Origin of the sequence: Desulfovibrio ferrophilus (assembly GCF_003966735.1) — a bacterium.
In the GTDB taxonomy this organism is placed as follows: domain Bacteria; phylum Desulfobacterota; class Desulfovibrionia; order Desulfovibrionales; family Desulfovibrionaceae; genus Desulfovibrio_Q; species Desulfovibrio_Q ferrophilus.
In genome coordinates this window covers 209,626-233,427 of sequence record NZ_AP017378.1, presented here as the reverse complement: position 1 = coordinate 233,427, position 23,802 = coordinate 209,626, and the positions used below count along the sequence as shown (strand labels likewise).

General features: G+C 57.1%; 18 protein-coding genes. 13 read left to right on the top strand and 5 right to left on the bottom strand.

The window, feature by feature from the left end:
- The first annotated feature begins 78 nt into the window (after positions 1-78).
- Both EL361_RS01075 and EL361_RS01070 read left to right on the top strand, forming a co-directional pair.
- Positions 79-258, top strand: a complete 180-nt coding sequence (locus EL361_RS01075) for a flagellar biosynthesis anti-sigma factor FlgM (protein WP_172961579.1) — start codon at positions 79-81, stop codon at positions 256-258.
- Between the two features lie 174 nt (positions 259-432).
- On the top strand, positions 433-1,284 hold the full coding sequence (locus EL361_RS01070; RefSeq protein WP_126375735.1) for a hypothetical protein: 852 nt from the start codon (positions 433-435) through the stop codon (positions 1,282-1,284).
- On the opposite strand, the gene EL361_RS01065 is transcribed toward EL361_RS01070, so the two are convergent.
- Positions 1,281-2,744: a sensor domain-containing diguanylate cyclase gene (locus EL361_RS01065; protein WP_232034844.1), complete on the bottom strand. Its 1,464-nt coding sequence runs from the start codon at positions 2,742-2,744 to the stop codon at positions 1,281-1,283. The two genes, EL361_RS01070 and EL361_RS01065, sit on opposite strands and share 4 nt — an antisense overlap.
- 188 nt (positions 2,745-2,932) lie before the next feature.
- On the opposite strand from EL361_RS01065, the gene EL361_RS01060 reads away from it, so the two are divergent.
- Complete coding sequence (locus EL361_RS01060; protein ID WP_126375734.1) at positions 2,933-3,691, top strand: SDR family oxidoreductase; 759 nt, start codon at positions 2,933-2,935, stop codon at positions 3,689-3,691.
- A gap of 210 nt (positions 3,692-3,901) precedes the next feature.
- On the top strand, positions 3,902-4,483 hold the full coding sequence (locus tag EL361_RS01055) for a flavodoxin family protein (protein WP_126375733.1): 582 nt from the start codon (positions 3,902-3,904) through the stop codon (positions 4,481-4,483).
- A 101-nt stretch (positions 4,484-4,584) separates the two neighbouring features.
- Here EL361_RS01055 and EL361_RS01050 read toward each other — a convergent pair whose 3' ends face one another.
- Entirely contained in the window at positions 4,585-5,415 is an 831-nt protein-coding gene (locus EL361_RS01050; protein ID WP_126375732.1) for a tetratricopeptide repeat protein, read from the bottom strand.
- A gap of 311 nt (positions 5,416-5,726) precedes the next feature.
- On the opposite strand from EL361_RS01050, the gene EL361_RS01045 reads away from it, so the two are divergent.
- The 4 genes from EL361_RS01045 (at position 5,727) to EL361_RS01030 (ending at position 11,782) form a co-directional block, all read left to right on the top strand.
- A complete protein-coding gene (locus EL361_RS01045; protein WP_126375731.1) occupies positions 5,727-7,496 on the top strand; it encodes a FecR family protein in 1,770 nt (589 codons plus the stop codon).
- 268 nt (positions 7,497-7,764) lie between these two features.
- Positions 7,765-9,336 (top strand): FecR domain-containing protein, encoded by a 1,572-nt coding sequence (locus EL361_RS17015; RefSeq protein WP_172961578.1) that lies wholly within the window; start codon positions 7,765-7,767, stop codon positions 9,334-9,336.
- A 248-nt stretch (positions 9,337-9,584) separates the two neighbouring features.
- Positions 9,585-11,042 carry a FecR domain-containing protein gene (locus EL361_RS01035; RefSeq protein ID WP_126375730.1) on the top strand — a complete coding sequence of 486 codons (1,458 nt, stop codon included), beginning with the start codon at positions 9,585-9,587 and terminating at the stop codon, positions 11,040-11,042.
- The gene (locus tag EL361_RS01030; protein ID WP_172961577.1) at positions 11,018-11,782 is read left to right on the top strand and encodes a calcium-binding protein; all 765 of its coding nucleotides are present in this window, start codon (positions 11,018-11,020) and stop codon (positions 11,780-11,782) included. Before EL361_RS01035 ends, EL361_RS01030 begins: the two co-directional genes overlap by 25 nt.
- A gap of 96 nt (positions 11,783-11,878) precedes the next feature.
- Here the strand turns inward: EL361_RS01030 and nadD are convergent, their stop codons facing one another.
- Positions 11,879-12,532, bottom strand: a complete 654-nt coding sequence (gene nadD / locus EL361_RS01025) for a nicotinate (nicotinamide) nucleotide adenylyltransferase (RefSeq protein ID WP_126375728.1) — start codon at positions 12,530-12,532, stop codon at positions 11,879-11,881.
- A 1-nt stretch (position 12,533) separates the two neighbouring features.
- Positions 12,534-13,793, bottom strand: a complete 1,260-nt coding sequence (locus tag EL361_RS01020; RefSeq protein ID WP_126375727.1) for a glutamate-5-semialdehyde dehydrogenase — start codon at positions 13,791-13,793, stop codon at positions 12,534-12,536.
- A 265-nt stretch (positions 13,794-14,058) separates the two neighbouring features.
- On the opposite strand from EL361_RS01020, the gene EL361_RS01015 reads away from it, so the two are divergent.
- The 4 genes from EL361_RS01015 to EL361_RS01000 are packed head-to-tail and all read left to right on the top strand — an operon-like array spanning position 14,059 to position 18,798.
- A complete protein-coding gene (locus tag EL361_RS01015) occupies positions 14,059-14,730 on the top strand; it encodes a hypothetical protein (RefSeq protein WP_126375726.1) in 672 nt (223 codons plus the stop codon).
- 37 nt (positions 14,731-14,767) lie between these two features.
- Complete coding sequence (gene iorA / locus EL361_RS01010) at positions 14,768-16,609, top strand: indolepyruvate ferredoxin oxidoreductase subunit alpha (RefSeq protein ID WP_126375725.1); 1,842 nt, start codon at positions 14,768-14,770, stop codon at positions 16,607-16,609.
- Complete coding sequence (locus EL361_RS01005; protein WP_126375724.1) at positions 16,609-17,196, top strand: indolepyruvate oxidoreductase subunit beta; 588 nt, start codon at positions 16,609-16,611, stop codon at positions 17,194-17,196. Before iorA ends, EL361_RS01005 begins: the two co-directional genes overlap by 1 nt.
- 27 nt (positions 17,197-17,223) lie before the next feature.
- Entirely contained in the window at positions 17,224-18,798 is a 1,575-nt protein-coding gene (locus EL361_RS01000; RefSeq protein WP_126375723.1) for a sigma-54-dependent Fis family transcriptional regulator, read from the top strand.
- A gap of 734 nt (positions 18,799-19,532) precedes the next feature.
- On the opposite strand, the gene EL361_RS00995 is transcribed toward EL361_RS01000, so the two are convergent.
- On the bottom strand, positions 19,533-21,860 hold the full coding sequence (locus EL361_RS00995) for a cysteine synthase (protein WP_126381224.1): 2,328 nt from the start codon (positions 21,858-21,860) through the stop codon (positions 19,533-19,535).
- 168 nt (positions 21,861-22,028) lie between these two features.
- Between EL361_RS00995 and EL361_RS00990 the strand changes: the two genes are divergently transcribed.
- A complete protein-coding gene (locus tag EL361_RS00990) occupies positions 22,029-23,798 on the top strand; it encodes a motility associated factor glycosyltransferase family protein (RefSeq protein WP_172961576.1) in 1,770 nt (589 codons plus the stop codon).
- The last annotated feature ends 4 nt before the right edge of the window (positions 23,799-23,802 follow it).

Below are 23,802 nucleotides of genomic sequence, written 5' to 3'. Positions count from 1 at the left end.
GCCTCAGGCCAAAAACGCCGTCTAAACTTCCTCCGCCCAGTGCCGATTAAAGTGTGTATGAAACAGCGGCACGAAAATATGGAACTCATCAGCCTCGGATTGGGCGAGCACGATGAGCCCACCTACACCGAGGAAGAACGCCAACGGGACAGGGCGGAACTCATCGAGCAATTACGTTCGCAAATCGAGTCCGGCGAGTACAAACCCAGCATCGGCCGCATCAGCATGAATATATTCACTGACATCACTGGCGACTAACCTGTTGCCCCCCACAGCATTTACCAGGCCTCTGCATTGACGCGGAGGCCTTTTTCTTGCCAATCTCCTCGAACCATTAAAGCAGAAACAAAACACCGTTTACGAGACATCCAACCGTAGGTTGCCTCCGGTTCAACACATGTCCTGCCCAAGCAAGCAAGGAATCCGCCCAGCATGAGACAGACTAGCCAAAGACTTGCCAAGCGCATCGCCCTCTCGCTGATCATCCTTTCTGCCGCCCTGGCCATTTGTGCGATCGCCTTCCATCGTATTCACAACATGGATCAGGAGCGTGCCCTGGAGTTGATGGCCGAAACCGTTTCAATGCAGGCGATCAAAAGCGCCCACTGGCTGGACACTCAGGAAGCCATATTTCGCACCTTTGCCGCAGACGTTACTCTGGAACAGGCACTGGCCCCTGCCTCGGCCATGCACTTGACCACAGAGCTGCAATCCAAGGCCCCCTTGTACATTGACCTGTCGGTAGTAAACGACACAGGCCGCACCCTATGGGGAGGTACAAGCACAGGCTCCATGCATGGCAATTTCCTTTGGTTCAAGGATGCAACCGGGCCCGACCGCTTCGCAGGCGGGATATATCCAGCTCCGGACGGCACGCCACGGATCCTGTTTTCCCGCCGACTGACGGAAGAAGGGCGCGGCTGGCACCTCCGCGGTGAAGTGGACGCCACAGCACTAAGCACGCTCATAAGTTCGACTGAAGCAGCCGGGTGGGTGCTTGTGGGGGCACAGGGACCTGCCATATCGCTTGCAGGCATGATCCCGAACCCGGGACTGACACTTCGCCTGGGAGAAGCCTGCCGCGAGCCACTCCCCCTCGCAAAACGGCTGAATAACGGCTGGCTGGTTGCAGCAACGAACATCCCTGAACGGAAAACGGCCCTGGCAGTCGTCATGCCAGAGCCGTCCACTCCTTACAAAAACATCGGCCTGGCGTTGACGATCATGGCCGCCGTCTGCCTGGCCTATGCGGGCTACATCAGAGCCCGCGCACTTAAGAACTAAGTTTGGGCCAAAGCCACCTGATCCCTGCCGGAGGCCTTGGCCCGGTAGACCGCTGCATCGGCTCTGGCGGTCAGTGAATCAAGGCTATCTCCCTCGCGATATTCGGTAACACCGCAACTCACAGTCACAGGCATGCCACTCTCTTCATCGTCATCACCAAACGAGAGTCCGGAGACGCTCAGCCGGATGCGTTCGGCCAATGCGGCGACTTCACCCAAGCCCCCCCGGGCCAGAACCACGAACTCATCGCCTCCCCATCGGGCCAACAAATCGTCGGGCCGCAACATGCCTCGCACTCCGTGAGTAACTCCGGCCAGAACCTTGTCCCCCATCAGATGCCCCAATCGATCATTCACATTCTTGAAACCGTCCAGGTCCATCACGACGACCGAAAAAGTTCCGCCTCCCCGTTGGTATCTGGAGACAGCCCTTTCAAATCGGGTCTCAAGCTCACGCCGATTCGCGGCTCCGGTCAAAGGGTCAGTCACGGCCATGCGTTCAAGACGATTCTGATAATGATTCACCGCCAGGGCGGTAGTAACGATGATCACCAGCCAGGCAACGCATCCCACGATCAGAGTACGCATGAAGTTCATACGAGCTGCACCCAGAGCATCCAGTTCGTCCTGTTCAACCAGCAGGTACCAGTCAAATTCGGGGATATATCGAACAGAGAGCAGAAGATGACGCCCCTGGGTATCGTATTCAAAGGATGTCGGATCATCCCGCGTATCGAGAATGGCTGTGGCAATCTTGCCAATCCCCTCCATGTCGTGGATGGAGCTGCGGTTGATCAATGACTGGTCCGAGTGAACCTGAATCTTGCCGAATGGATCTACCAGATAGACTCGACGGCCATATTTCTCACGGAAGGAATGCAGGATTCCCGCGACCCAATCCAGTTTCAGGCCAACTCCGGCGACTCCCATCAAGGTTCCATCGTACCCCTCGACCCGGTAGTTGATGAAAAGGGTCAACTCACCACCTGAACCCTCATTGGTATCCACGTCCAAATCGTACTCCACGCCACGCGCCACGAACTCGTAGTACCAGACATCGTGCAGGTTCATACGTGATATCCGTTTCAGCACACCACTCTGATGGTAATACTTACGCGTTTGATCAGAGACGAAGAAAGAGGTGATAAAGCCATATTTATCATTTATTTCGAGTAGATACTTTTGAATCTTATCAATATCCTTTTCTCCGTTCAGCACCCAGTCCCGGAGAAAGGTATCGCGCGACATGAGGGACGACAAAAAAATGGGTCGCATCAGTTCTCGATGCAATTCGGAGTAGATATTGTCACGTGTAAGTGGCAGGCCGGAGGTCAACAGCTCCTGCCTGATGGACTCCCGTGAGACCTTGTAGTTGGCGACGCTAATCGCAGTGACGGCCACAAGCATAATCACGGACAATGCAAGAATGAGTTTGGACTTGATTGACAGAATATTCAGCACAAAAAACTCATCATTTTAGATAATTACAACAACACCCAAACAAAAGAAGAACCAGACCAGCACTTCACGCAAAGGCCCTTAGGCAATGCACCCATTTGTCATGGCGACAATCTCTGGAGTTTACTCTCCAAAGCTTATCAGCAACAATCGGCAATGACCAATCCAAAGGGATCATTAAGGAGATAATCATGTCGCAAACAATTCTCATCACTGGCGCCACATCGGGATTCGGCGAGGCCATGGCCAGGCGCTTCGCCGCCGAGGGCTGGAAGCTCATCATCACCGGACGACGCACCCAGCGCCTGAATGCGCTCGCAGCCGAGTTATCGCCTGCTCAGGTTCATACTGCAACCTTCGATATTCGCGATTCCAAAGCCATCAGTGACTTCGTGGCCGCCTTGCCTGAAGACTTCAAGAATATTGACGTCCTGGTCAACAATGCGGGCCTGGCGCTGGGCCTGGAACCTGCACAGCGTTGTGATCTGGATCTCTGGGAAACCATGATCGACACCAACATCAAAGGCCTGGTAGCCATGAGCCGCGCAGTCCTTCCCGGCATGGTCGAGCGCAGCAAGGGACTGGTGGTCAACCTGGGTTCCATCGCCGGCAACTGGCCCTATCCTGGAGGCAACGTTTACGGGGGGACCAAGGCCTTTGTAAAGCAGTTCTCCCTGAACCTGCGGGCCGACCTGCATGGCACCGGAGTTCGCGTAACCAACATCGAACCCGGCATGGCGGAAACCGAATTCTCCGTCGTCCGCTTCGAGGGCGACAAGGACAAGGCCGCTCAGGTCTATTCCGGCATGAAACCCCTGACAGGCGAAGACATCGCAGACATTGTGCACTATGTGGCCACGGCTCCGGCTCACGTCAATGTCAACCGCATCGAGGTCATGCCCACGGCCCAGTCCTTCGGCGGCTTCCCTGTACACCGCGAACAGAGCTAGGCCTCAACCTCGCCCTATCACTGCAACCACCACACGGGGAGTCCTGCGCAGGGACTCCCCTCTTCTTTCTTCAAATACAAGAAAATAAGAGATACAAGAATGGCTGGCGGCAGCAAGTCGCCGACCATCCTTGACATCAGGGCCGCAACCAAAGACCTTTGAGGTATTGCATAGTTCCAAATCAGAGACCCTACGGTCAACGAGGCCCACATGATCACCGCCATAGAAAGCAGCCCCCGAAAGGGCGGCAATTCCCACACCATGCTCCAGGCAGTCATCGCAGGTGCGAGGGAGGCTGGCGCCTCTGCCCACGAAGTGCATTTGCGCGACTATAAATACGAGCCCTGCGTGGGATGCGAAAAATGCCGCAAAGACAAGATTTGTACCCGATTCCAGGACGGAATGACCCTTCTGTACCCTCACCTTCAGGAATCAAAGGGCCTCGTACTCATTTCCCCCGTACACAACTACAATGTCTCCGCCTGGATGAAATCGTTCATAGACAGATTGTACTGCTTCTATGATTTCGAAAACACCAGACCTCGTGCATGGTCCAGCAGGCTAGCCGGGCAAGGACGAAAGGCTGTCATTGGCGCCATCGCGGAACAATCCGAAGAGAAAGACATGGGCTTTACCATGGATGCCATGCGCCTCCCTCTGGAGGCCCTCGGTTATGAAATCGTGGCCGAACTTCCGGTTCTGCACCTCTTCGATCGCGGTATTATCGCAAAGCATCAGGACCTCATCGATAAAGCAACACATGCGGGGGGACTGCTGGCTAAAGCGCTCTGAGCCCCCTCTCAGAAACGCTCCTCACGTCGCCCAGTCAAAGGGGTTGCCTTTTCCAAAAAAAAGCCCCTCTGATCCAAGGGGCTTTTTCATCTCCAGACAGATCAATGTTTGAAGATTCTTTTGCCACAAGTATCAATAATTTCCTGGGCTTCGGTCAGTGACGTATCTCCGTCAAAGGCCTGTTTGGCAAAATCATAGGCTTCGTCATATTTTCGCCAATCAAGATACATTTCGGCCATATGCAGTAGCGTCTTGGGATGCGAGCCAAAGCTTTTCAGCGCGATTTTATACATCTTTTCCATCTTGGGATATTCGCGCGCATTCTTGTAGGCCTGAACCGCAAAGGCCAAAGCGTGACTGTCTCTGGAGTTTTGTCCGATGGCCTCTTCAAGGACCTCGCCTGCCTCGAAGTACAACCCGGCCTTCAGCAGCCTGCGTCCAATGTCCGTTCGCACTCCATCTTCATGCCCAAATTCTTCCGCTACGCCCCGCAGGATGCTTTTCCCTTTGGGAAACTCTTTCTTATCCAGATAGTACTGCCCTTTTTCCAGCAGCTCTTCCTTACGTCGCTCTTTCTTGACTTCTGCAGCCTGATCGGCCTGCTGCTTCCCCTCATTCATCTCGCCCAAGATTTTTTCAATGGCTTCCAGCAAAGCCCGTTCTTCACCACGGGTAAACTTCACATACGGGGTAACGTGGATATTCTTGTCGGCAAAAAACTTCTTGATATCCGGATGGCGGTTGAAATCCTTGAGGTATTCCTGAGCATGCACCTCCACCTCGAATTTCTCTCTGCCAAAGATCTGAGAGCCCATCATTTCCCGTACTGCGTTCGAGAAATGTTCAACGGAACTCACAACCTCGCCCTTGGCCAATGCTCTTTTGGCCCTGGCAACATCCTCTCGGACTCGTTTAGCTGGCGTATCAAACATAACTATAGCATTCCCCAATGAAACAGACACGTCAACGATCAATCCCCGCACTGTTTTGTATCTCACACTTTGAACTCATCATCAACTCCACATTGAATTTGCCCCTGCTACAGAACAAAAACTGGAGATTTCCCGAATTCCCTGCGCGTACGACAGCCTACCAAAGCCCTGCGGGAGTCTCCTTTTCGCAGGCAAACATAACCCTCTGTATTCCAAGGCAGAACCCTTGCCTTGAAAACAGGACTCGGATACAGTTCACCAACAACAATTAACGTATCAAGCAATTTCATGAATATATCATGAGGGTTATAGTGGACAACGTCGCAACCATAACCGCCACCACTGGTTCAGCGCATTTCTCGGTCGGAGAATACGAGCAACCACTAAAGACCGGGGGCAGCGTCCCTGCGGGAGCCGCTGTCGCAACATCCGCAGGTGCTCACGCCGAGGTTGCCTTCACTGATGGGACCATCATCTCTCTCGGCGAGTTTTCCAGTTTCATCATTCAGAATTTCTCCTTCCAGCCCAGCCTTCCGGACCAGTGGGGCCTCGATCTTCACATTGATCACGGCACATTCCGCATCACCTCGGGAAACATCGCCTCCAACGAAAGCCAAGGCATTCGCGTCTCCTCCAATACTGCCAGCATCCAGATGGATGAGCACGGTGGGGACATCGTGGTCCGCGACGGACTGACTCAGGTTGGCAGCGTCATGGGCTCCGCCCCTCATTTATCAGTGACAACAGCCTTGGGCACCGCCACCATCACGACCCCCGGAAGCATCATGGATATCCTGGCCGGTGGGCGCATCGGTGGCATTCGACAGTATACCGATTTTGAAAGAGCCTATTTCAAGGCTGCGGCACCACTCTCCGAAGAAGCTACACATGAGGTTATCGAAGCCGAAGTAATCGATACCGGAGCAGACCAAACACACGACGACTACGCCGAACTCAGTACTTCGGATTTTGGGACGACGTACATTGACTTCGAAGAGAGTGATCACCAGGAACTATTGACACTGTTCGAAACCTACTTTGGCACCAACGGGACAACCAACGGAATCGCCGTCACACTCTTTCAGGGCATGGATGACGGACTTTCCACCACATCCGGGCTCGACCATGACGCCGTCATCGCCACAGCCGAAGCCCCGCTACCCCCAGCCGATGAATCACCGCAGGATCAGACACGCTCGCTGTACAACTATGCACAGGACTTCTTCGAAGATCATGGGAGTGACATAGCATCCCTCTTCGCGCGGTGGTTTGGTGGCGGTTCCCGGACGGAGACCGAGGTTGCGGAGAAGTCCTCCTCCGAGGAAGAGACGCCCTCGCACGTCAACTCGAACGCAGAGCTGGACAGAAGTCCCGACATCACACTGGCCGCTGCCACTCACGGGGATGGCACCGAGGCTGAACTTGCCCCACAGCCACAGAGCGTCCCGACCTCCTCCACAGACCAGGACTCTGCGGACAGCAACACCATGTTCCCGAATTCCATAGTGCAGAACATGGTACCGGCCAATTCCCCATTCGACTCCGGCTCCACAACATTGATAGGCGGCGGCGTATCAGACGACCTGACACAAGCGCCTGCAAATCCTTATGATGACTGGAGCTCAAGCCCTCTGGATTCCGAAACAACCACCACTGACACCCATATCTTCACTCCACATTACTCCCTCGGCATCGTATACCATACAATCAGATGTGGTTGGTTCACTATACATATCCCGATTCCTGTCATCAGAGTTGAATATTCAGAGCAATTGATTTCCTCCGAGACGACGACAACAACACTGTATGAAGATGGCGCCACAGAAACCCAAACCATGCTGGACACTGATGCCGACGGACACTGGAACCAAAGCAGCTCGAACCTGCTCTATGCTGACGGGACTCAACGTTCCGTGAGCTTATTCGATGTCGATGACGACGGCACCTGGGACACCTACGAAACAACACTCATCTACCAGGATGGCACAACAGCCTCCTCCCACGCGGGGGACTACGCAGAAGCCCCAGACGAAATACTGCACCATCTCGCTCTGGCTACGGACGACCCCAGCGCCGCCTGATACGCCCGCCCTCTTTACGCACGCCCTTTTCCCTCCGAAGTTCCTCGCACCCTTCCCATACACCTTGTTCGCATCTCTCACGTTTCCACGCACCAACAAAGACAAGACCGACGAAACACAGCACCCCCCCGCCGCACTCCTCAATAACCAGCAAAGGAACACCGCAACTCGAAACACCATTTGCAGCAACTTGCTACAATTGCTATAAGCGATACAGTGATTCTTTTCTCTTGCGTCACCCATTTACAGAGTGGGAGGGGGATTCGGAATGCATGTCATCGGGGAAGTCATTGCTTTAAATGGTAATGTTCGTGGGTTGAGCGACGGCGAAGAGCGCATCCTGACCAAGGGGAGCCCCATTCACCAGGGTGAGACCATAACCACAGCTCAAAGCAGCTCGGTTCAAATCGAACTGACAGATGAATCCATACTGGCCCAGGGCGAGAATGCCAGCCAGACCATCGACAGCTTCATCTACGATCCAGCCAACGCCTCGGCCAGCAACATGCTGATCAACATGGCCCAAGGCACCTTCCGCATGGTCACCGGGCAGGTCGGCAAGGCCAATCCAGAAGGTATCGAAGTAAAAACCCCCCTGGCCACCATTGGCATCCGAGGGACAGGTATCGACCTCGATATCCAGGGCGCTTTGGCCAAAGTCGGCTGCTTCCTCTATGATGGTCTGGACGTGACCATCACCACCGAACAGGGCACGCGCCTGCTGAATGCGGTCAACACCATTCTGGACATCCTTGCTGACGGCACCTTTGGCGAAATCCGCACCTACTCGGACTTTGAACAGGCGTTCTTCAAGGCCGCAGCACCAATCCTCGGCCTTCCGGACGAAGGTCAGTACGGCGATGATGGTGGAGATGGTGGCGAGGGCGACGGAGATGATGGAGAAGGTGGTGAGGGCGGAGAAGGTGAAGGCGGTGAGGGCGAAGGAGACGGCACCGAAGGAGATACAACAGACCTCGGTGAATTATTCGAGACAATCTTCGGCACCGAGGAACAACCAACAGGCCTTCTGCAACAAATCTTCGAAGCCTTGACCGGTGGAGACACCACGGGCGACACACTCGCAGGCGGCACAGGCGACGACACCCTGGCAACCGGAGATGATGACGACGATGACGACACACTGCCAGGTGACAATAGCGGCACCACCACAACGACAACCGTGACCAACGGCGACGACGACGGTAGCAACTTCAACGAATCCGGAGCTGACCACGTCATCGACGGCACGTCCGGAGTCGACGACCACCACACGGGTTTCGAGGGCACGACAGGCAACGACCTGATGCGCGCCTATTGTGGCGATGACGACGTCTGGGGCAAGGCTGGCAACGACACCATGTTCGGCGGCAACGACAACGACGTCCTCAGCGGCGACCTCGGCAACGACCTGCTGGTGGGCGGCACCGGAAACGACACCCTGGCTGGTCAGAGTGGTCACGACACCATGTGGGGAGGCTCCGGGGCCGACGAATTCACCTACTACCAGCAGGGCGTCGGCGGTGACACCATTAAGGATTTCCAGACCGGCATCGACGAAATCGTATTCTACGGAAACAGCTACAACATCACGGACACTCTGACCGGCACGGGCGACGGTTTCACCCACCCTGGGACCAGTTCCTTCTTCACCGTAAGCGGGGCCTACAGCGGCGCGACGGGCAGTTCCAGCACAGGCGACAAAGGGTTCGTCTTCGATGGCAACGGCGACCTCTGGTACGACACCGACCTTGCCAACTCCAACCCCAGCGGAGAGGAACTGGTGGCCCATATCGAAGGGGACGATGTGATTTACGCCGATATTGCCCTTGTAGCGGTCTGACCTCACACACAACGACCGATGCTTAACAGGCCCGCCGGAACAACCCGGCGGGCCTTCTTCGTCACATCTTGGAGCACTACTCACTGCACATGCGCTGACAATCAATCGAAACACCTCCCCCCTTGCATCCCAACCACAGGCAAAAACAACATATTGCAGCCCCTCACCTCCCCTGCTATAGAACTCCTTACTTTTTTAATTAATTATTAAGATTACTGTCATGATTCTTCTGTAGGGGGGGATTCAGCATGGAGACTATTGGAGAAGTCGTCGCCCTGAGCGGCGAAGTCCGCGCGCTTTCCGAAGGCGGCGAACGAATTCTGTCTCAGGGTAGCCCTATCCATGAAGGTGAGACCATTCTCACCGCACAGGGCAGCTCCATCGAAATCAAACTCGCGGATGAATCCATCCTGGCGCAGGGTGAAAACGCCAGCCAGACCATCGACAGTTTCATTTATGACCCTGACAATGCCTCGACCAGCAACATGCTGATCAATATGGCTCAGGGCACCTTCCGCATGGTCACCGGGCAGGTGGGCAAGGCCAACCCCGAGGGCGTCGAGGTCAAGACCCCCTTGGCCACCATCGGCATCCGTGGCACCGGTATCGATCTGGATGTGCAAGGGGCCATGGCCAAGATTGGTTGTTTCCTCTACGACGGCCTGGACGTAACCATCACTACAGAAGAAGGCACTCGTTTCCTGACGGCTGTCAATTCCATCCTGGATATCCTGAGCGACGGCACCTTCGGCGAACTCCGCACTTACTCCGACTTTGAAAAGGCTTTCTTCAAGGCCGCTGCCCCCATCATCGGCGTTCCCGAAGGCGACCTCTATGGCGACGATGATGACGGCCAGGAAGGGAGTGGTGGAGGCGACGTCCCTGAAGGTGAAGGCGACGGAGCCGGTGGCGAAGGCGAGGGGGAAGGCGACGAAACCGGAGACGGAGACGGCGAACAAACCCCCGAAGAGATTCTGGCCGAGCTTTTCGAAACGATCTTCGGCACCGAGGAACAGCCCTCCGACCTGCTGCAGACCCTGTTCGCAGCCCTGACCGGCGAGGAAACGGGGGGGGACGACACCCTCCAGGGCGGCACAGGTGAAGACACCCTCCAGGGTGGCGATGACGACGATGATGATTCCCTTCCCGGGGGGGCGAATACGGACGAGGATGAAGGAGACGGCGGCCATGATAGTAGCACCTCCTGGACCGGCAACGAGGACGGCAGCGCCTTCGACACCAGCGATGCAGATAACGTCATTGATGGCAGCTCCTCGGCCAATGACCATTACGGAACGGGCGGCGCAGATGTCATACGCGCCTATGGCGGAGACGACACCCTTGTCGGTCAAGCGGCTAACGACTCCCTCTTCGGCGGAGGCGATGAAGACTGGCTCCAGGGTGTCGACGGGGACGACCTGCTCATTGGCGGCACCGGTGACGACAACCTCTCAGGCGGCAATGACAGCGATGAATTGCATGGTGGCGACGGCTCAGACTTTCTGGACGGCGGCACCGAAGGGGATGAGATCCACGGCGGCACCGACTCCGACATCATCTACGGCAACGATGACCCCGACCAACTCTACGGCGACGCAGGCGATGATTATTTCCAGTTATGCATAGCGGTAGCAACGCTGATCTCGAAGACTTTTATCGCGACTTCACCCCCGGCGAAGACATGCTGGTCATCGATCGCGCACTGACCAACTGGACTCCGACCACCGATGTGACTCTGAACGCCAACTTCTTTGTTTCCAGTTCCACCCATGCCGACTATGTTGCTTCCAATGGCGACTGGGCCGGTGTCAGTGGAGAAAGCATGGCCCCCCTCGTGCTCGATGCAGAAGGTAATCTCTATTACGATGAATACCCACACTCCGGCTTTGGAGACACTGCAGAAAAAATAGGCCACTTCAGTACCGTGCCCGACGCTGATTCCATCGTCGTCGCCACCATCCACATCGATGACCTGGACGCACACTTGATGGTCGGCGACGCGGACTACGACTTCATGATTGGCCTCGGAGGAGATGACACCCTCTTCGGTTCCGGCGGCTCAGATACCATGTACGGTGGCTCAGGCGCAGATGCCTTCAAATACACCGCCCTTTCGGATGGCGGACAAGCCGGGGCAACCGGTGACAAGATTATTGATTTCCACCATGGCGAAGACTACTTCACCTTCACATCCGGTATCTTTACGGTCTGCGACACGGTCATCGCAGGAGACGACACTGTCCCCAAGAACAATGTCGGATTCTGGACCTGGGGGTCTGCTTACGATGACTCGACCACCAGCGGGAGCTATGGAGACGAGGGATTCATCTTTGATAGCAATGGGGACCTCTGGTATGATCCCAACCTTGGAGACATGAATGACGCTGTGCACATCGCCCATGTCGAAGGCGAAGTGACCAACGAAGATATCCATCTGGTGCCCTAGCCTGCATTCAAACAACACCATAACGGCCCGCCTGAAATTTCAGACGGGCCGTTTTTTAATCGTAAATTAAAAATGGAATCTATACGAACGTACTGCTCAACTCTCCCAGACCGTACGAACCTCGTCTCCGTGCTCATCCATCAGCCGCTCCACGGCCTCCGGCACCAGCCCCCGGACTGACTGTCCGTCTATCCAGCGCTGGCGAATATCCGAAGCACTGATATCCAGGCGCCCGGCAGGAATAAAGCTCAGCCGCCTGCCCTGCGGCAAGCGCCAGGAAGCGTCGTCCAGAGACTCGGCTCCGGCCCAGGTCTGCTCCACGAACAGGCGCACGGCCTCCAGCCCACCATCACGACGTCCGGCCACGGCAAGATTCACCAGCCCGGGGATCAACACTCCCTGATGCCAGTCAGGCAGCACAAACAAGTCCTCGGAACCCAGAATGAAGGTGAACTCATCCTCAAGCCGCTGTGCAGTCAATGCCCTCAGGGTATCCACCGTATACGATGGCCCCTCGCGCTCTCCTTCCAGGCGGTTCACGCGCAGCATCTCCACTCCGGCAATTGCGGCCTCGCATAGTTCGGCCCGTAGTCCGAAGGGCAACATACCGTCACCGGACTTGTGGGGAGGCACTGCCGCCGGAACAAGCTCCACCCGGTCCAGCCCCAGTCTCTCGCCCGTTTCCAGAGCAAGACGCAGGTGCCCGTTATGCACCGGATTGAAGCAACCGCCCAGCAGCCCGACCTTCATGCTAGCCCCTGACCTGGCCTTCGCCGAACACCACGAACTTGGTGCTGGTCAGCTCGGTCCCACCCATGGGGCCATAGGAATGCAGCTTGGAGGTACTGATACCGATTTCGGCGCCCAGCCCCAATTCACCACCGTCGTTGAAACGCGACGAAGTGTTGATGCCCACCATGCTCGCATCCACCTCGCGCAAAAAGCGCATGGCACGGATATGGTTGGTGGTCAGGATAATTTCCGTATGATTGGAGCCATGAGCCGCAATATGGTCCTGAGCCTCGATGCGCGAGGGCACGACCTTCACGGCCAGAACCAGGGCGTGGAACTCCTGCCCCCAATCCTTGTCCGTCGCAGGCACGGCGGTCTCGCCCATCAGCGGCAACGAAGCCGGGCAGCAACGAAACTCAACCCCGGCAGCGCCAAGCTTGGCGGCGACCTTGGGCAGGAATTCGGCGGCCACGTCCTGATGCACCAGCAGACATTCCATGGCATTGCAGACGCCGGGGCGCTGCACCTTGGCGTTGAACACGATCTTCAGCGCTTCGGCCTGATCGACCTCGGAGTCCACATACGTGTGGCAGACACCCATGTAGTGTTTGAGCACGGGCATGGTGGCCTCGGCCACAACCGCACGAATCAGGCCTTCGCCGCCGCGCGGGATAATCACGTCGATATATTCATCCAGCTTGAGCATGGCGGTCACGGCCTCGCGATCCGTGGTCGGCACAACCTGCACGGCATCGGGTGGCAATCCGGCATCGGTCAATGCCTTGTGGATCAGGGAAGCCAGAAAACGATTGGAATGAATGGCTTCGGAACCACCACGCAGGATAACGGCATTGCCAGCCTTCAGGCAGAGTACGCCAGAATCCACGGTCACGTTGGGGCGAGACTCGTAGATCATGGCGATGACACCCAGCGGAATACGCATCTTGCCCACCAGCAGACCATTGGGGCGCTTCCACATGCGCTCCACCTCGCCCACGGGGTCGGACTGCGCAGCCACCTCGCGGCAGGCCTGAATCATGGAATCAATGACTGCGTCGGACAGACGCAACCGATCCATACGCGCCGAATCCATACCGGCAGCCTCAGCGGCTTCCAGGTCCTTGGCATTTTCAACACGAATCGCCTCGCGCTCCTTGTCCAGCAGATAGGCCAAGGCATCCAGCGCAGCAACTTTGGAAGAGGCATCGGCTGAAGCCATGATTCTGGCGGCAGCCTTGGCGCGTTGCGCCAACTCGAGCATCTCCTGCTTAACGTCCATTATACATACTCCCTCTGGCCGCGATCAAGGTGGATAAACTCCCGCTCCACCCTCATCCTGGCCTCTCGATGCCGTTTGCCGGCAATGGTTTGAGTCATTCGATTACAGAAAAAGGTGCGCTGTAAGACACCCGAAATCAGGAAAAGACCTTTTGACATTTCTGTAAAGCCTGTCTACATGATTTGAGCCCATTGTTCGGGCTCGTTTTTTTGTTGCGGAATCGTCACTGGAAGTCAATACGCCACTTGTGGGAGGATCACCTCGAATGACCGAAAAAATGCCCCAGCAAGAGTCCCATGCGCCCCTTGGAGCCTTGGGCGAGGAAGTGGACGAGTCCCTCCATCCTTTGCTGCAAGCCATCGTCGACAACATCAAGCTCATCGTGGGCGTTATCGGAGCCCTGATCCTGATCGTGGGCGGTTACGCCGTCTTTGATAGCGTCCAAGGCTCGCGGCTGGCCGACAGCCGAACTGAGCTGGCGTCCCTGATTGCCACTCAGGACCCGGCCCAGCGTGCCAAGGCCCTGGAAGAATTCGATGCCCCATCGGGTCTGTCCACCGCCGTCCAGCTTGAACTGGCCGGAGCACTGGCCGCCGCTGGCGAGCATGAGCGCGCCGCCGCCATCTGGGGGCAGCTGTCCGACGTGGACACTGCCGACCTTGGACTCGTGGCCAGCCTCGGCCAGGCCGCAGAGCTTGGCAAATCCGGCAAATACGCCGAAGCCGCTGCTGTGCTCGCGGGCCTCAGGGACAGCATTCCGGAAGGATACAAGGCGCTGGTGCTGCACCGCCTGGCTTATGCTTCCGAGCATTCCGGCGACTGGGAGACCTCCCTGTCCTGCTGGGAAGAGCTTCAGACCAGCAACCAGAGTGCAGACAACGGTTTCATCACCGGCAAGATCAAAACGGCCAAGGCTAAGCTGGAGAAATCCTCCTAGCCCGACCTTTCAAACTCATTTCAAGGAGTAGAATCGGATGGCACATCCGCTCCTGACCAAGGAAGGTGGCGACAAGCACCTCCTGCTCGGCAACGAGGCCATTGTACGCGGAGCCCTTGAGGCTGGCGTGGCTTTTGTCAGCTGTTACCCAGGCACCCCTTCATCCGAAGTCCCGGACATGTTTTACCGACTCATGCCGGACTCGGACTATTACTTTGAATATTCGTCCAACGAGAAAGTCGCCTTGGAAGTTGGCGGCGGCGCGGCCCTGGCCGGAGCCCCGACTTTGGTGACCATGAAACACGTCGGCGTCAACGTCGCGGCCGACCCGCTGATGACACTGGCCTATATCGGCACCCCTGGCGGTCTTGTGCTGCTGTCTGCAGACGACCCGGGCTGCCATTCCAGCCAGAACGAGCAGGACAACCGCTACTACGCCCGTCTTGCCGGACTGCCCGTATTCGAGCCCTGCACCGCGCAGGAAGCCAAGGATATGACCCGCGACGCCTTTGCCCTGTCCCGCGAGTTCGGACAGCCCGTGATGCTGCGCACAACCACCCGCGTGGCCCACGTGCGCGGCCCCGTGCAATTCTCAGAGCTTCCGGGTGCCAAATTCGGCCCGGCCTTCGAAAAGGCTCCCCTGCGCTTTGTGCCCATCCCGGTCGTGGCTCGCATGCGCCACCCCGAGTTGTTGAAAAAGCTCGACGCCATGCAGGAAGCCTCCGAAAAATCGCCCTACAATACAGTGAAAGGACGCGGCAAGATCGGCATCATCGCCTCGGGCATGGCCCGGGCCTATGTCGCCGACGTTGCAGATGAGAAAGGCTGCAAAGGCGAATTCAAGGTTCTCAACCTGGGCATGACCTTCCCCCTGCCCGAGAAAAAGATCGCCCGCTTCCTGAAAAGCGTGGACACCGTGCTGGTTGTCGAAGAAGGCGAGCCCATCGTGGAGCAGGCGCTGCGCGCCCTGGCCCAGGAAAAGGGCATCGATATCAAGATCACCGGCAAAGGCAAGGATCTGACGCGACTGGGTGAATTCTCCACCGCCGAAGTCCGGGCCGCCATGTATCGCGTCCTTGGCAAACGTCTGCCCAAGACGGGCTCCTGCGTTGTCGAAGGACCGCTGCCCATGCGTCCGCCCAACCTCTGTGCCGGTTGTTCGCACCGTTCGTTGTATTATGCAGTGCGCAAGGCATACGGAGACGAAGCCGTCTACTCCTCGGACATCGGCTGCTACACTCTGGGAATCCTGCCCCCACTGTCCTGTGCCGACTTCCTGCTCTGCATGGGGTCTTCGGTCTCGGCAGGCGGCGGTTTCGCCAAGGCCTCGGGTAAGCCCGTTGTGGCCTTTATCGGCGACTCCACATTCTTCCATTCCGGCCTGACCGGACTGGTCAGCGGCGTGTTCAACAACCACGACATCCTGCTGGTCATCCTGGACAACCGCACCACCGCCATGACGGGCCATCAGCCCAATCCCGGCGTCTCGACCACCATCCACGGGGACAATCCCTGTCAGGTGGACATCGAGGCCATTGTACGTGGTTGCGGTGTCTGCAATGTAGTCAAGGCCAGCCCTTACAATTACAAGGCAACTGCCAAAGCCATCGAAGAACTGCGGGCTCTGCCCGGCGTGAAGGTACTCATTGCCGAAGAGCCTTGCGTGCTCTTTGCCAAGCGCACCCTGCGCCAGCACAAGCCCATGGTGGCCTATGTGGCCGAGCAGACTGAAGCAGTTCGCGACTGCCTCGCCAATCTGGCCTGCCCCGCTTTCTACAGCGAACAAGGCCGGGTCGAGATCAATGAACACCAGTGTACGGGTTGCATGTTCTGCATGCAGGTCTGCAAAGACATCAAGGCCCGGAAAAGGAGCGCATAATGGCCAAAGCACGCATCTTCTTCACCGGAGTTGGTGGCCAGGGCACCTTGACCGCCACCATCATCCTGGCCCAGGCCGCCATGGCCAAAGGCCTGGAAGTGACCGCAGGCGAAGTCCATGGCATGGCCCAGCGCGGCGGCGTCGTGGAATCCACCCTGCTCATCGGCGGTTTCAAGAGTCCGCGCATCGCCCATGGCGAGGCTGACATCCTGCTGGGCTTCGAGCCCTTGGAAACCCTACGGGCCCTGCCCTACCTGAAAGCCAACGGTACCGTGGTCAGCAACTCGGAGCCCATCGCCCCCATTGGCGTGACCATGGGCCGTGAGACGTACCCCGACCTGGACGCCATCGTGGCCAAAGCTGAGTCCTGTGCGGCCAGGACCCTGTTCCTGCCCTGCCAGACCCTTGGAATCAAGGCCGGAGCCGTGCAGTGCGGCAACGTGGCCCTGCTGGGAGCACTCTGCGCCACCGGGACCATCCCGCTGACTCCCGCAGAGCTCGCAGACACGGTCAAAAACAGCCTGAAGCCCAAAATCGTGGACATGAACCTGCGCGCCATTGAACTCGGCGTCCAGGCCGTATCCTAAGCAGAGTATCGGGAAACCGGAGATATTATGGCACTCACCGTCTCCAATGAGCACTTGAAAACGTATTTCGGTACGCTGCGTAAGGTGATCAAGGAAATGGCCCCTCGCCGGGCAATGCAAACCGGCCTGAAGGCCCTGCTCAGAATCCTGTGCGAAACGCACGGATACAAGCGGGCGCTATTGACCATCTTCGATCCTGAAACAAATACCCTGAAGCTATCCGTCACCTATGGCTCCCAGAAGTATTCCCAGGTCTCGTATGAATCGGGACAGGGAGTCACCGGGCAGGTCATGGAAACCGGCAAACCGGTGATCGTGCCCGTCATGAAGGACCATGCGCCCTTCCTGAACCTGGCCTTCGGACGCACCAAGGAAGAGATGGGCCGACTCGGCTTCATCTGCGTCCCTGTGCGCAGCCAGGACAGCGGGCACACAGACATGCTCGGTACCCTCTCCGTGGACGTCCCTTCCGGCCCCGCCGAAGCACTGGACACTGACTGCGCCTTCCTGAAGGTCGTGGCCGCCATGGTGGCCAAGGAAGTGGCCTCCCTGCAGGAAGAAATGGCCATGCAGCGCCATCTTCTGGCACAGGGCATGGTCGCTGGAGCGGGTGACGGCTATAACCATCCCAACATTGTGGCAGCATCCAAGCCTATTCGCCTGGTGTTGCAGCAGATATCCCAGGTGGGCCCCAGCCGTGCCACTGCGCTTCTAAGGGGCGAATCCGGTACCGGTAAGGAGCTGTTCGCCGAGGCGATTCACAGCGTCAGCCCACGCAAGAACAAACCCCTGATCAAGCTCAACTGCGCGGCCCTGCCCGCCGACTTGGTGGAATCCGAACTGTTCGGACACCAGAAGGGCGCCTTCACGGGTGCCATTGCCAACAAGAAGGGAATGTTCGAACTGGCAGACGGCGGCACCCTGTTCCTGGATGAAATCGGGGAGCTGTCCCTGGATGCCCAGGCCAAGGTCTTGCGCGCCACTCAGGAAAAGGAAATCCAACGCCTGGGGAGCGAGCAGGTCATCAAGGTGGATGCCCGCCTGATCTGTGCCACCAATCGTCCTCTGGAGACCATGCTTGAGGACGGCACTTTCCGCGAAGATCTGTTCTACCGCATTAATGTGTTCCCCATCTTCATTCCGCCCCTGCGGGAGCGCAGACAGGACATCCTGCCTTTGGCAGAACACTTCATGCAGCAGTTCTCCGAGGAATACGGCAAAAGTGTTAAACGCATCTCCACCCCGGCCATCGACCTGCTCTCCCAGTATCACTGGCCAGGAAACGTACGTGAGCTTGGCAACTGCCTTGAGCGTGCCGTGCTGATCTGTGACGAGGAAGTCATCCGGACCTATCACCTGCCCCCCAGCCTACAGACAGCAGAGAGTTCGGCCACGGACTCGCAACTGTCCTTTGGGGAAGCAGTGGCCCGCTTCGAGCAGGAAATCCTTGTGGATGCACTCAAGAAGTCACGGGGCAACATGCTTCAGGCTGCCCGTGGTCTGAAGGCCAGCTACCGAATCATCAACTACAAAGTGAAAAAATACCACATCGACCCCAAGAAATTCGCAGTGGGCAAGAGCCGCAATCGCGGCACACCCTGACCACCCGAATCTCCCCCTGGGGCGAAAACATGACAGCACCAATATGCCCCGCGAACGCAAGTTCGCGGGGCTTTTTCATGGGGCGGCGACAATGGGCGCGGGAGGCAACAAGCCCGATTCGTATTGCGCATACGAGAGGATTAGTTGTCTCCGAGCAACGAAGCAGGCGCGTCCTTTTCAGCCGCCTGAAGGCGCAAAGCCCCCGGAGTATCCGAGGGCTTTGCTATTGGGAGTGGAAGACCGTCCTGCCATAGGGAACCGGGGATCGAGTCGGGGTCGATCAACCGGTCGGGAAGCCCCTGAGAGACAGGCGGCTAGGGGAAGTATGTAAACGGACCTTATACAGGCCGAAAAATATCGTGACATGCACTCACGAATCATTAGCCCTTGGTCGCCGATCCTCCCCCGACAACGCAGTCCCTGCGCAGGATCATCAACTGATGACCGGACCGACGACCAAAGGCAATTTACAAGTACCATCAAGAACAGTTTTATGCAATAATAACAGGCATTAACCGCTAGGCCGCGCCAGCCAAGCATCCTCACATGTGGAAAACACAAAGACACCTCTTTTTCATTAAATCTACTCCTTTTTGTAACAGAGGATTGAAATTTTCTATTGTCCCACAGGCGTTGCATCGAATCTCACCTAAAACAACAGCAGAATCCCACCTGTTATCAACAAAAAAGCCCCTTTCAAGGGGCTTTCAATTTGATTTATCAATAATATTCTATCATGAATTTGGATACAAGCGCGCACCCTGCGCAGAGTCTTCCACCCGAAAGCCCAACTCGATCAATCGTGTCCGCAACACATCGGCACGCTCAAAATCCTTGCCCTGACGGGCAAGCTCACGTTCAGCGACAAGGCGTGCTGCTTCATCCGGCCACGCAGCCTGCAGTACGGGCATGGCCCCTGCGTCCAGAATACCAAGAACAGCATCGGTATCTCCAAGCCGTTCCCGGCAGGCGGTAATTTCATCCGGGCTCAAACGATCAGCACCAAGGAGTTTTTTCACACCCCGGCAGAATGAAAACAACTCGGGCCAAAAGGCATACAGGGACAGATCGTCGTCCAGGGCGGCACGAAAAGCGCCCTTGACGTCCACGAGCATCTGCTCCACTTCGGGGCCAATCCCGCCGCCGCCTTCAGTTACAGGCAAGGCCGCCAGTGACACAGCCAAATCCTGCACCGTACGCTGATTTTTGGACCACATGCCCAAGGTCGAACGCGAAAAATCCAACGTCTTGTGATAGCTGGCAGAAGAAAGCCACAGGCGCACCGCAGCGGGGGTATAACCAGCGTCAAAAAGTCCGCCAAGGCTGGCCTGGTCAAAGGCATCATCGGCCTTGGTCCCATGGGCGTCAGGTTCGATCACGGGCATGGATGCCATCCAGGCTCCGGGGGAGGCCTTTCCACTCACCGACCAGATCGCCCGAAGATTCTCCATATGCGGGAATCGGTGAGATTCACCCCCCAGGAACACCGTGGGACTGCCCACGGAACACAGAGCAGCCGCTGCCATCTGCATGAACCAACTGGGACGAACATTACCCCAGCGGGTCTGCCAGAATTCGCCATCCTTGATATCCTGTAGAGTCGCTCGCTTCAAAAGGGTAAAGTCCTGGGGATTTGATTTCACATAATCAGCCAGATCAACGGTCTTGCCCAGCGAAAGCTTGTCCATGTCCACATTGCAGACCTGACCGTAGTCCGGGTCACGCAGGACATCGAAATACACACTGCGCAGCTTCTCATATGCCCGACCGGAAGAGAGCAGCTTCTCGCACAATTCCAGGCTCTGTACTTTACAATCCCCTGCAAGGGGAAAAGCCACTCGTTCGCCAAGGCCCAGAAGTTTGGCCTGCGCCGCAATCCTGTCCCGGACCACAGCAGCAAATTCGGCACGAGGCATGTGGGCAGCACGCGCAGCGGTCATGGAGCGATCATCCATATCTGCCAGCCCGGCGGCAATCCTGACCTCGCAGCCATCACGCGTGAGCTTGCGAGCCAGCACATCCAGCAGGATCAATCGTCGCCAAAACTCGGGATCATCGGGTCTGTCCAGGCTCGGTCCCACGGTATACAGGCAGAGCTGCCCCGTACCCGCACCCAGATGGGCATCACCACCCGAAGCACTCTCGATACGCACCCCCTGCTCATCCGGCGGAGCAAACAGAGGTGTGGACAAATACCGCTCACCGCCGTCGGGAAAGATGACCACGACCGAGCCCGAGTCCAACTCCTCGGCAACCTTCAGGGCACCCACCAGAGCGGCCCCGGAACTCATGCCGACAAGCAATCCTTCCTCGCGCGCCAGCCGGCGGCAATGGTCAAAGGCCTCCTCGTCTTCCACCCGCACGATGCGGTCCAGCATATGCTTATTGAAGATACCGGGAGGATAGGACTCCTGCATGTTCTTCAGACCCTGAATCTTATGACGGGCATAGGGTTCCACCGCCACGACCTGCACGTCGGGCGACAGTTCCTTCAGACGCTTGACCAAGCCCATGACCGTACCCGAGGTGCCCAAAGCCGCCACGACATGCGTGACCTGCCCATCGGTCTGATCCCAGATTTCCTGAGCTGTTCCCTGATAGTGGGCATCGATGCTTGCGGGGTTGTTGAACTGATCCATGAGCACATACCTGTCCGGCTCTTCGCGGGCCAGTCGATAAGCCTCTTCAATGGCCCCATCGGTCCCCATATGGCCTTCGGTGAGGACGATCTCGGCCCCATAGGCACGCATGGTGCGCTTGCGCTCTTCGGATGCGGTCTCGGGCATGAGCAGCTTCAGCCGATAGCCTTTGACTGCACAGGCCATGGCCAGCCCGATACCCGTATTACCCGAGGTGGCCTCGATGATGACTTTGCCGGGAGACAATTCACCCCGCTGCTCTGCGGCATTGATCATGGCTGCGGCTACTCGATCCTTGATGGAGCCACCAGGATTGAAATACTCGACCTTCGCCAAAATCCCGACACCGGAACGGGCAGTGATGCGGTTCAGGCGGACCAGTGGCGTGTGGCCTGTCAGCTGGGAAATATCATCATAAATCATCATCATATTCCATATGTTAGATGAACAAGGCATTCGTCAGGGCAACTCGTTCGAGCCAGAATCCTGCCTACATATTCAGTGGCAAGGTCTTTGCAAATGTAAAGCAGGTCGATCACTGGCGCAACGCGGAGAGCCCGCACAATGCCCTTATGGGGCACGGAGATGAAAATGGAACTGTACCAATTCCTGGAAGCAAACCTTCAGGCACTGGAAGAAAAGAAATCGCCTGTAGTCCCTTGGCTCCGCGGCCAGGATTTTGACCTGATCTCTCTGGAAAATCAACTGGTGGTCAATCGCTTCGGATTAGTGGACCTGCCGCTGAATGAAAATCTCAGCATGTTTGCCAATGTCCCCCCCCAAGCATACTACAGCCGCTGGACAGCCCCCGAGCCTGCGACCAAAAGCGCCACAGTGATCGTGGGCTGCAATCTGGGCTATGGCCTGAACCATCTGCTGACCACGCTCCCGCCGCTTCATCCCGTGGCCGTACTGGAACCTAGGCCCGAACTGCTGGCAGCCTGCCTGGCCATGACCGACTACACCGGATTCATCAAACAGGGACGATTGACCTTCATCCCTCCACATCCCGAGGCTCTGCACCAGGCCCTCTGCGCCTTTGACCTGCAATTCATTTACGGTGCAGTAAAATTCAGATCCGACATCCCCAGCCGTCAATTGGGGCCTGAATACGCCCGCTGGTCCGAAACCGCCCAGAAAACCATGGAAAACATCGCCATGGAACTGACAACGCTCAGGCGCATGCAGGACACCATGGTGGGCAACGAGATCGGCAACTTCCGACAGGCCTTTGCCAACGGCAGCGTCACAGGGCTTGCCGACTCTGCCAAAGGGCTGACAGGCGTCATCCTTGGCGCAGGACCATCACTGGCCGAGTTCGGTCCGCAGATCGCCGCCAATCCCGGAGGAGCACTCTACGCCACGGCATTACAAACCCTGCCCGCTGTCCATGCCCAGGGCATCAAGCCACACATGTGCATGGTCATTGACTACAGCCCGGGGGTAAAAAACGTCTTCAAGCGCCTGGACATGGAATGGGCCAAGGATATTCCCCTCATCTATTCCACCAAGGTCCGCCCCGACGTCATCGAGATGTACCCAGGTCCCACCATTCCCATGTGGACCATCGGTGGTCTGGCCACCTATATCATGCGAGACCTCGAATACGTTATGGACGCGGGTGGTAACGTGTCCGTGGCGCTGATGCGCTTCTTCGAGCGTTGCGGTATTTCCAGAATGTTGCTGGTGGGCCAGGACTTCGCCTGGAAGGGTGAACACAGCCACGTCAAAGGTCACCACGCACAGCCCACAAAGCGAGCCTTTGACCCGGTCCGTCACGTCAAGCTCAAGAACATGCACGGCGAAGAAATCATTTCGGCCATGTCATACGTCACCGCCCAGCGCGATATGCAAGTCGACTGCAAGCGCATGGATATCCCAGTCTATAATCTCTATGGAGGGGGCCTGGAAATCGAAGGTTCCACTGTGGTGACTCTGGATGACATCACCAGGGGCGACCTGCTAGCCTCCAAGGACGGTGCCCTCGAGCGCTTCGGCTTGGCCATGGGCCGTGCGCAATCTCCTCGCACGAGGCCCACATTCGAACCCAGGCTTGGCGCCTGGACGTCCTCACTCAAATCCGCACAGAAGCGCCTGCACAAGATGTTCAAGAAGTCAGCCAAAAAGCAGGGAGAGATCCGGGGAATGCTCGGACACGTACTGATGTTCCTCAAGCAGGACCCACTGTACACTCCTTACATCTATAATGAATTCATGGATATCGCGGCCATGTCCAAGCTGGGCGGCACCCATGGCATGAAGGAATTCACCAAGATCAAAAACATCTTTGCCAGGGTTCTCGAGAAGGTGAAGGAAATTGACGAGGCCATGTCGAAGCAGGCAGGTGAAAAGGCTGCCTAAGACA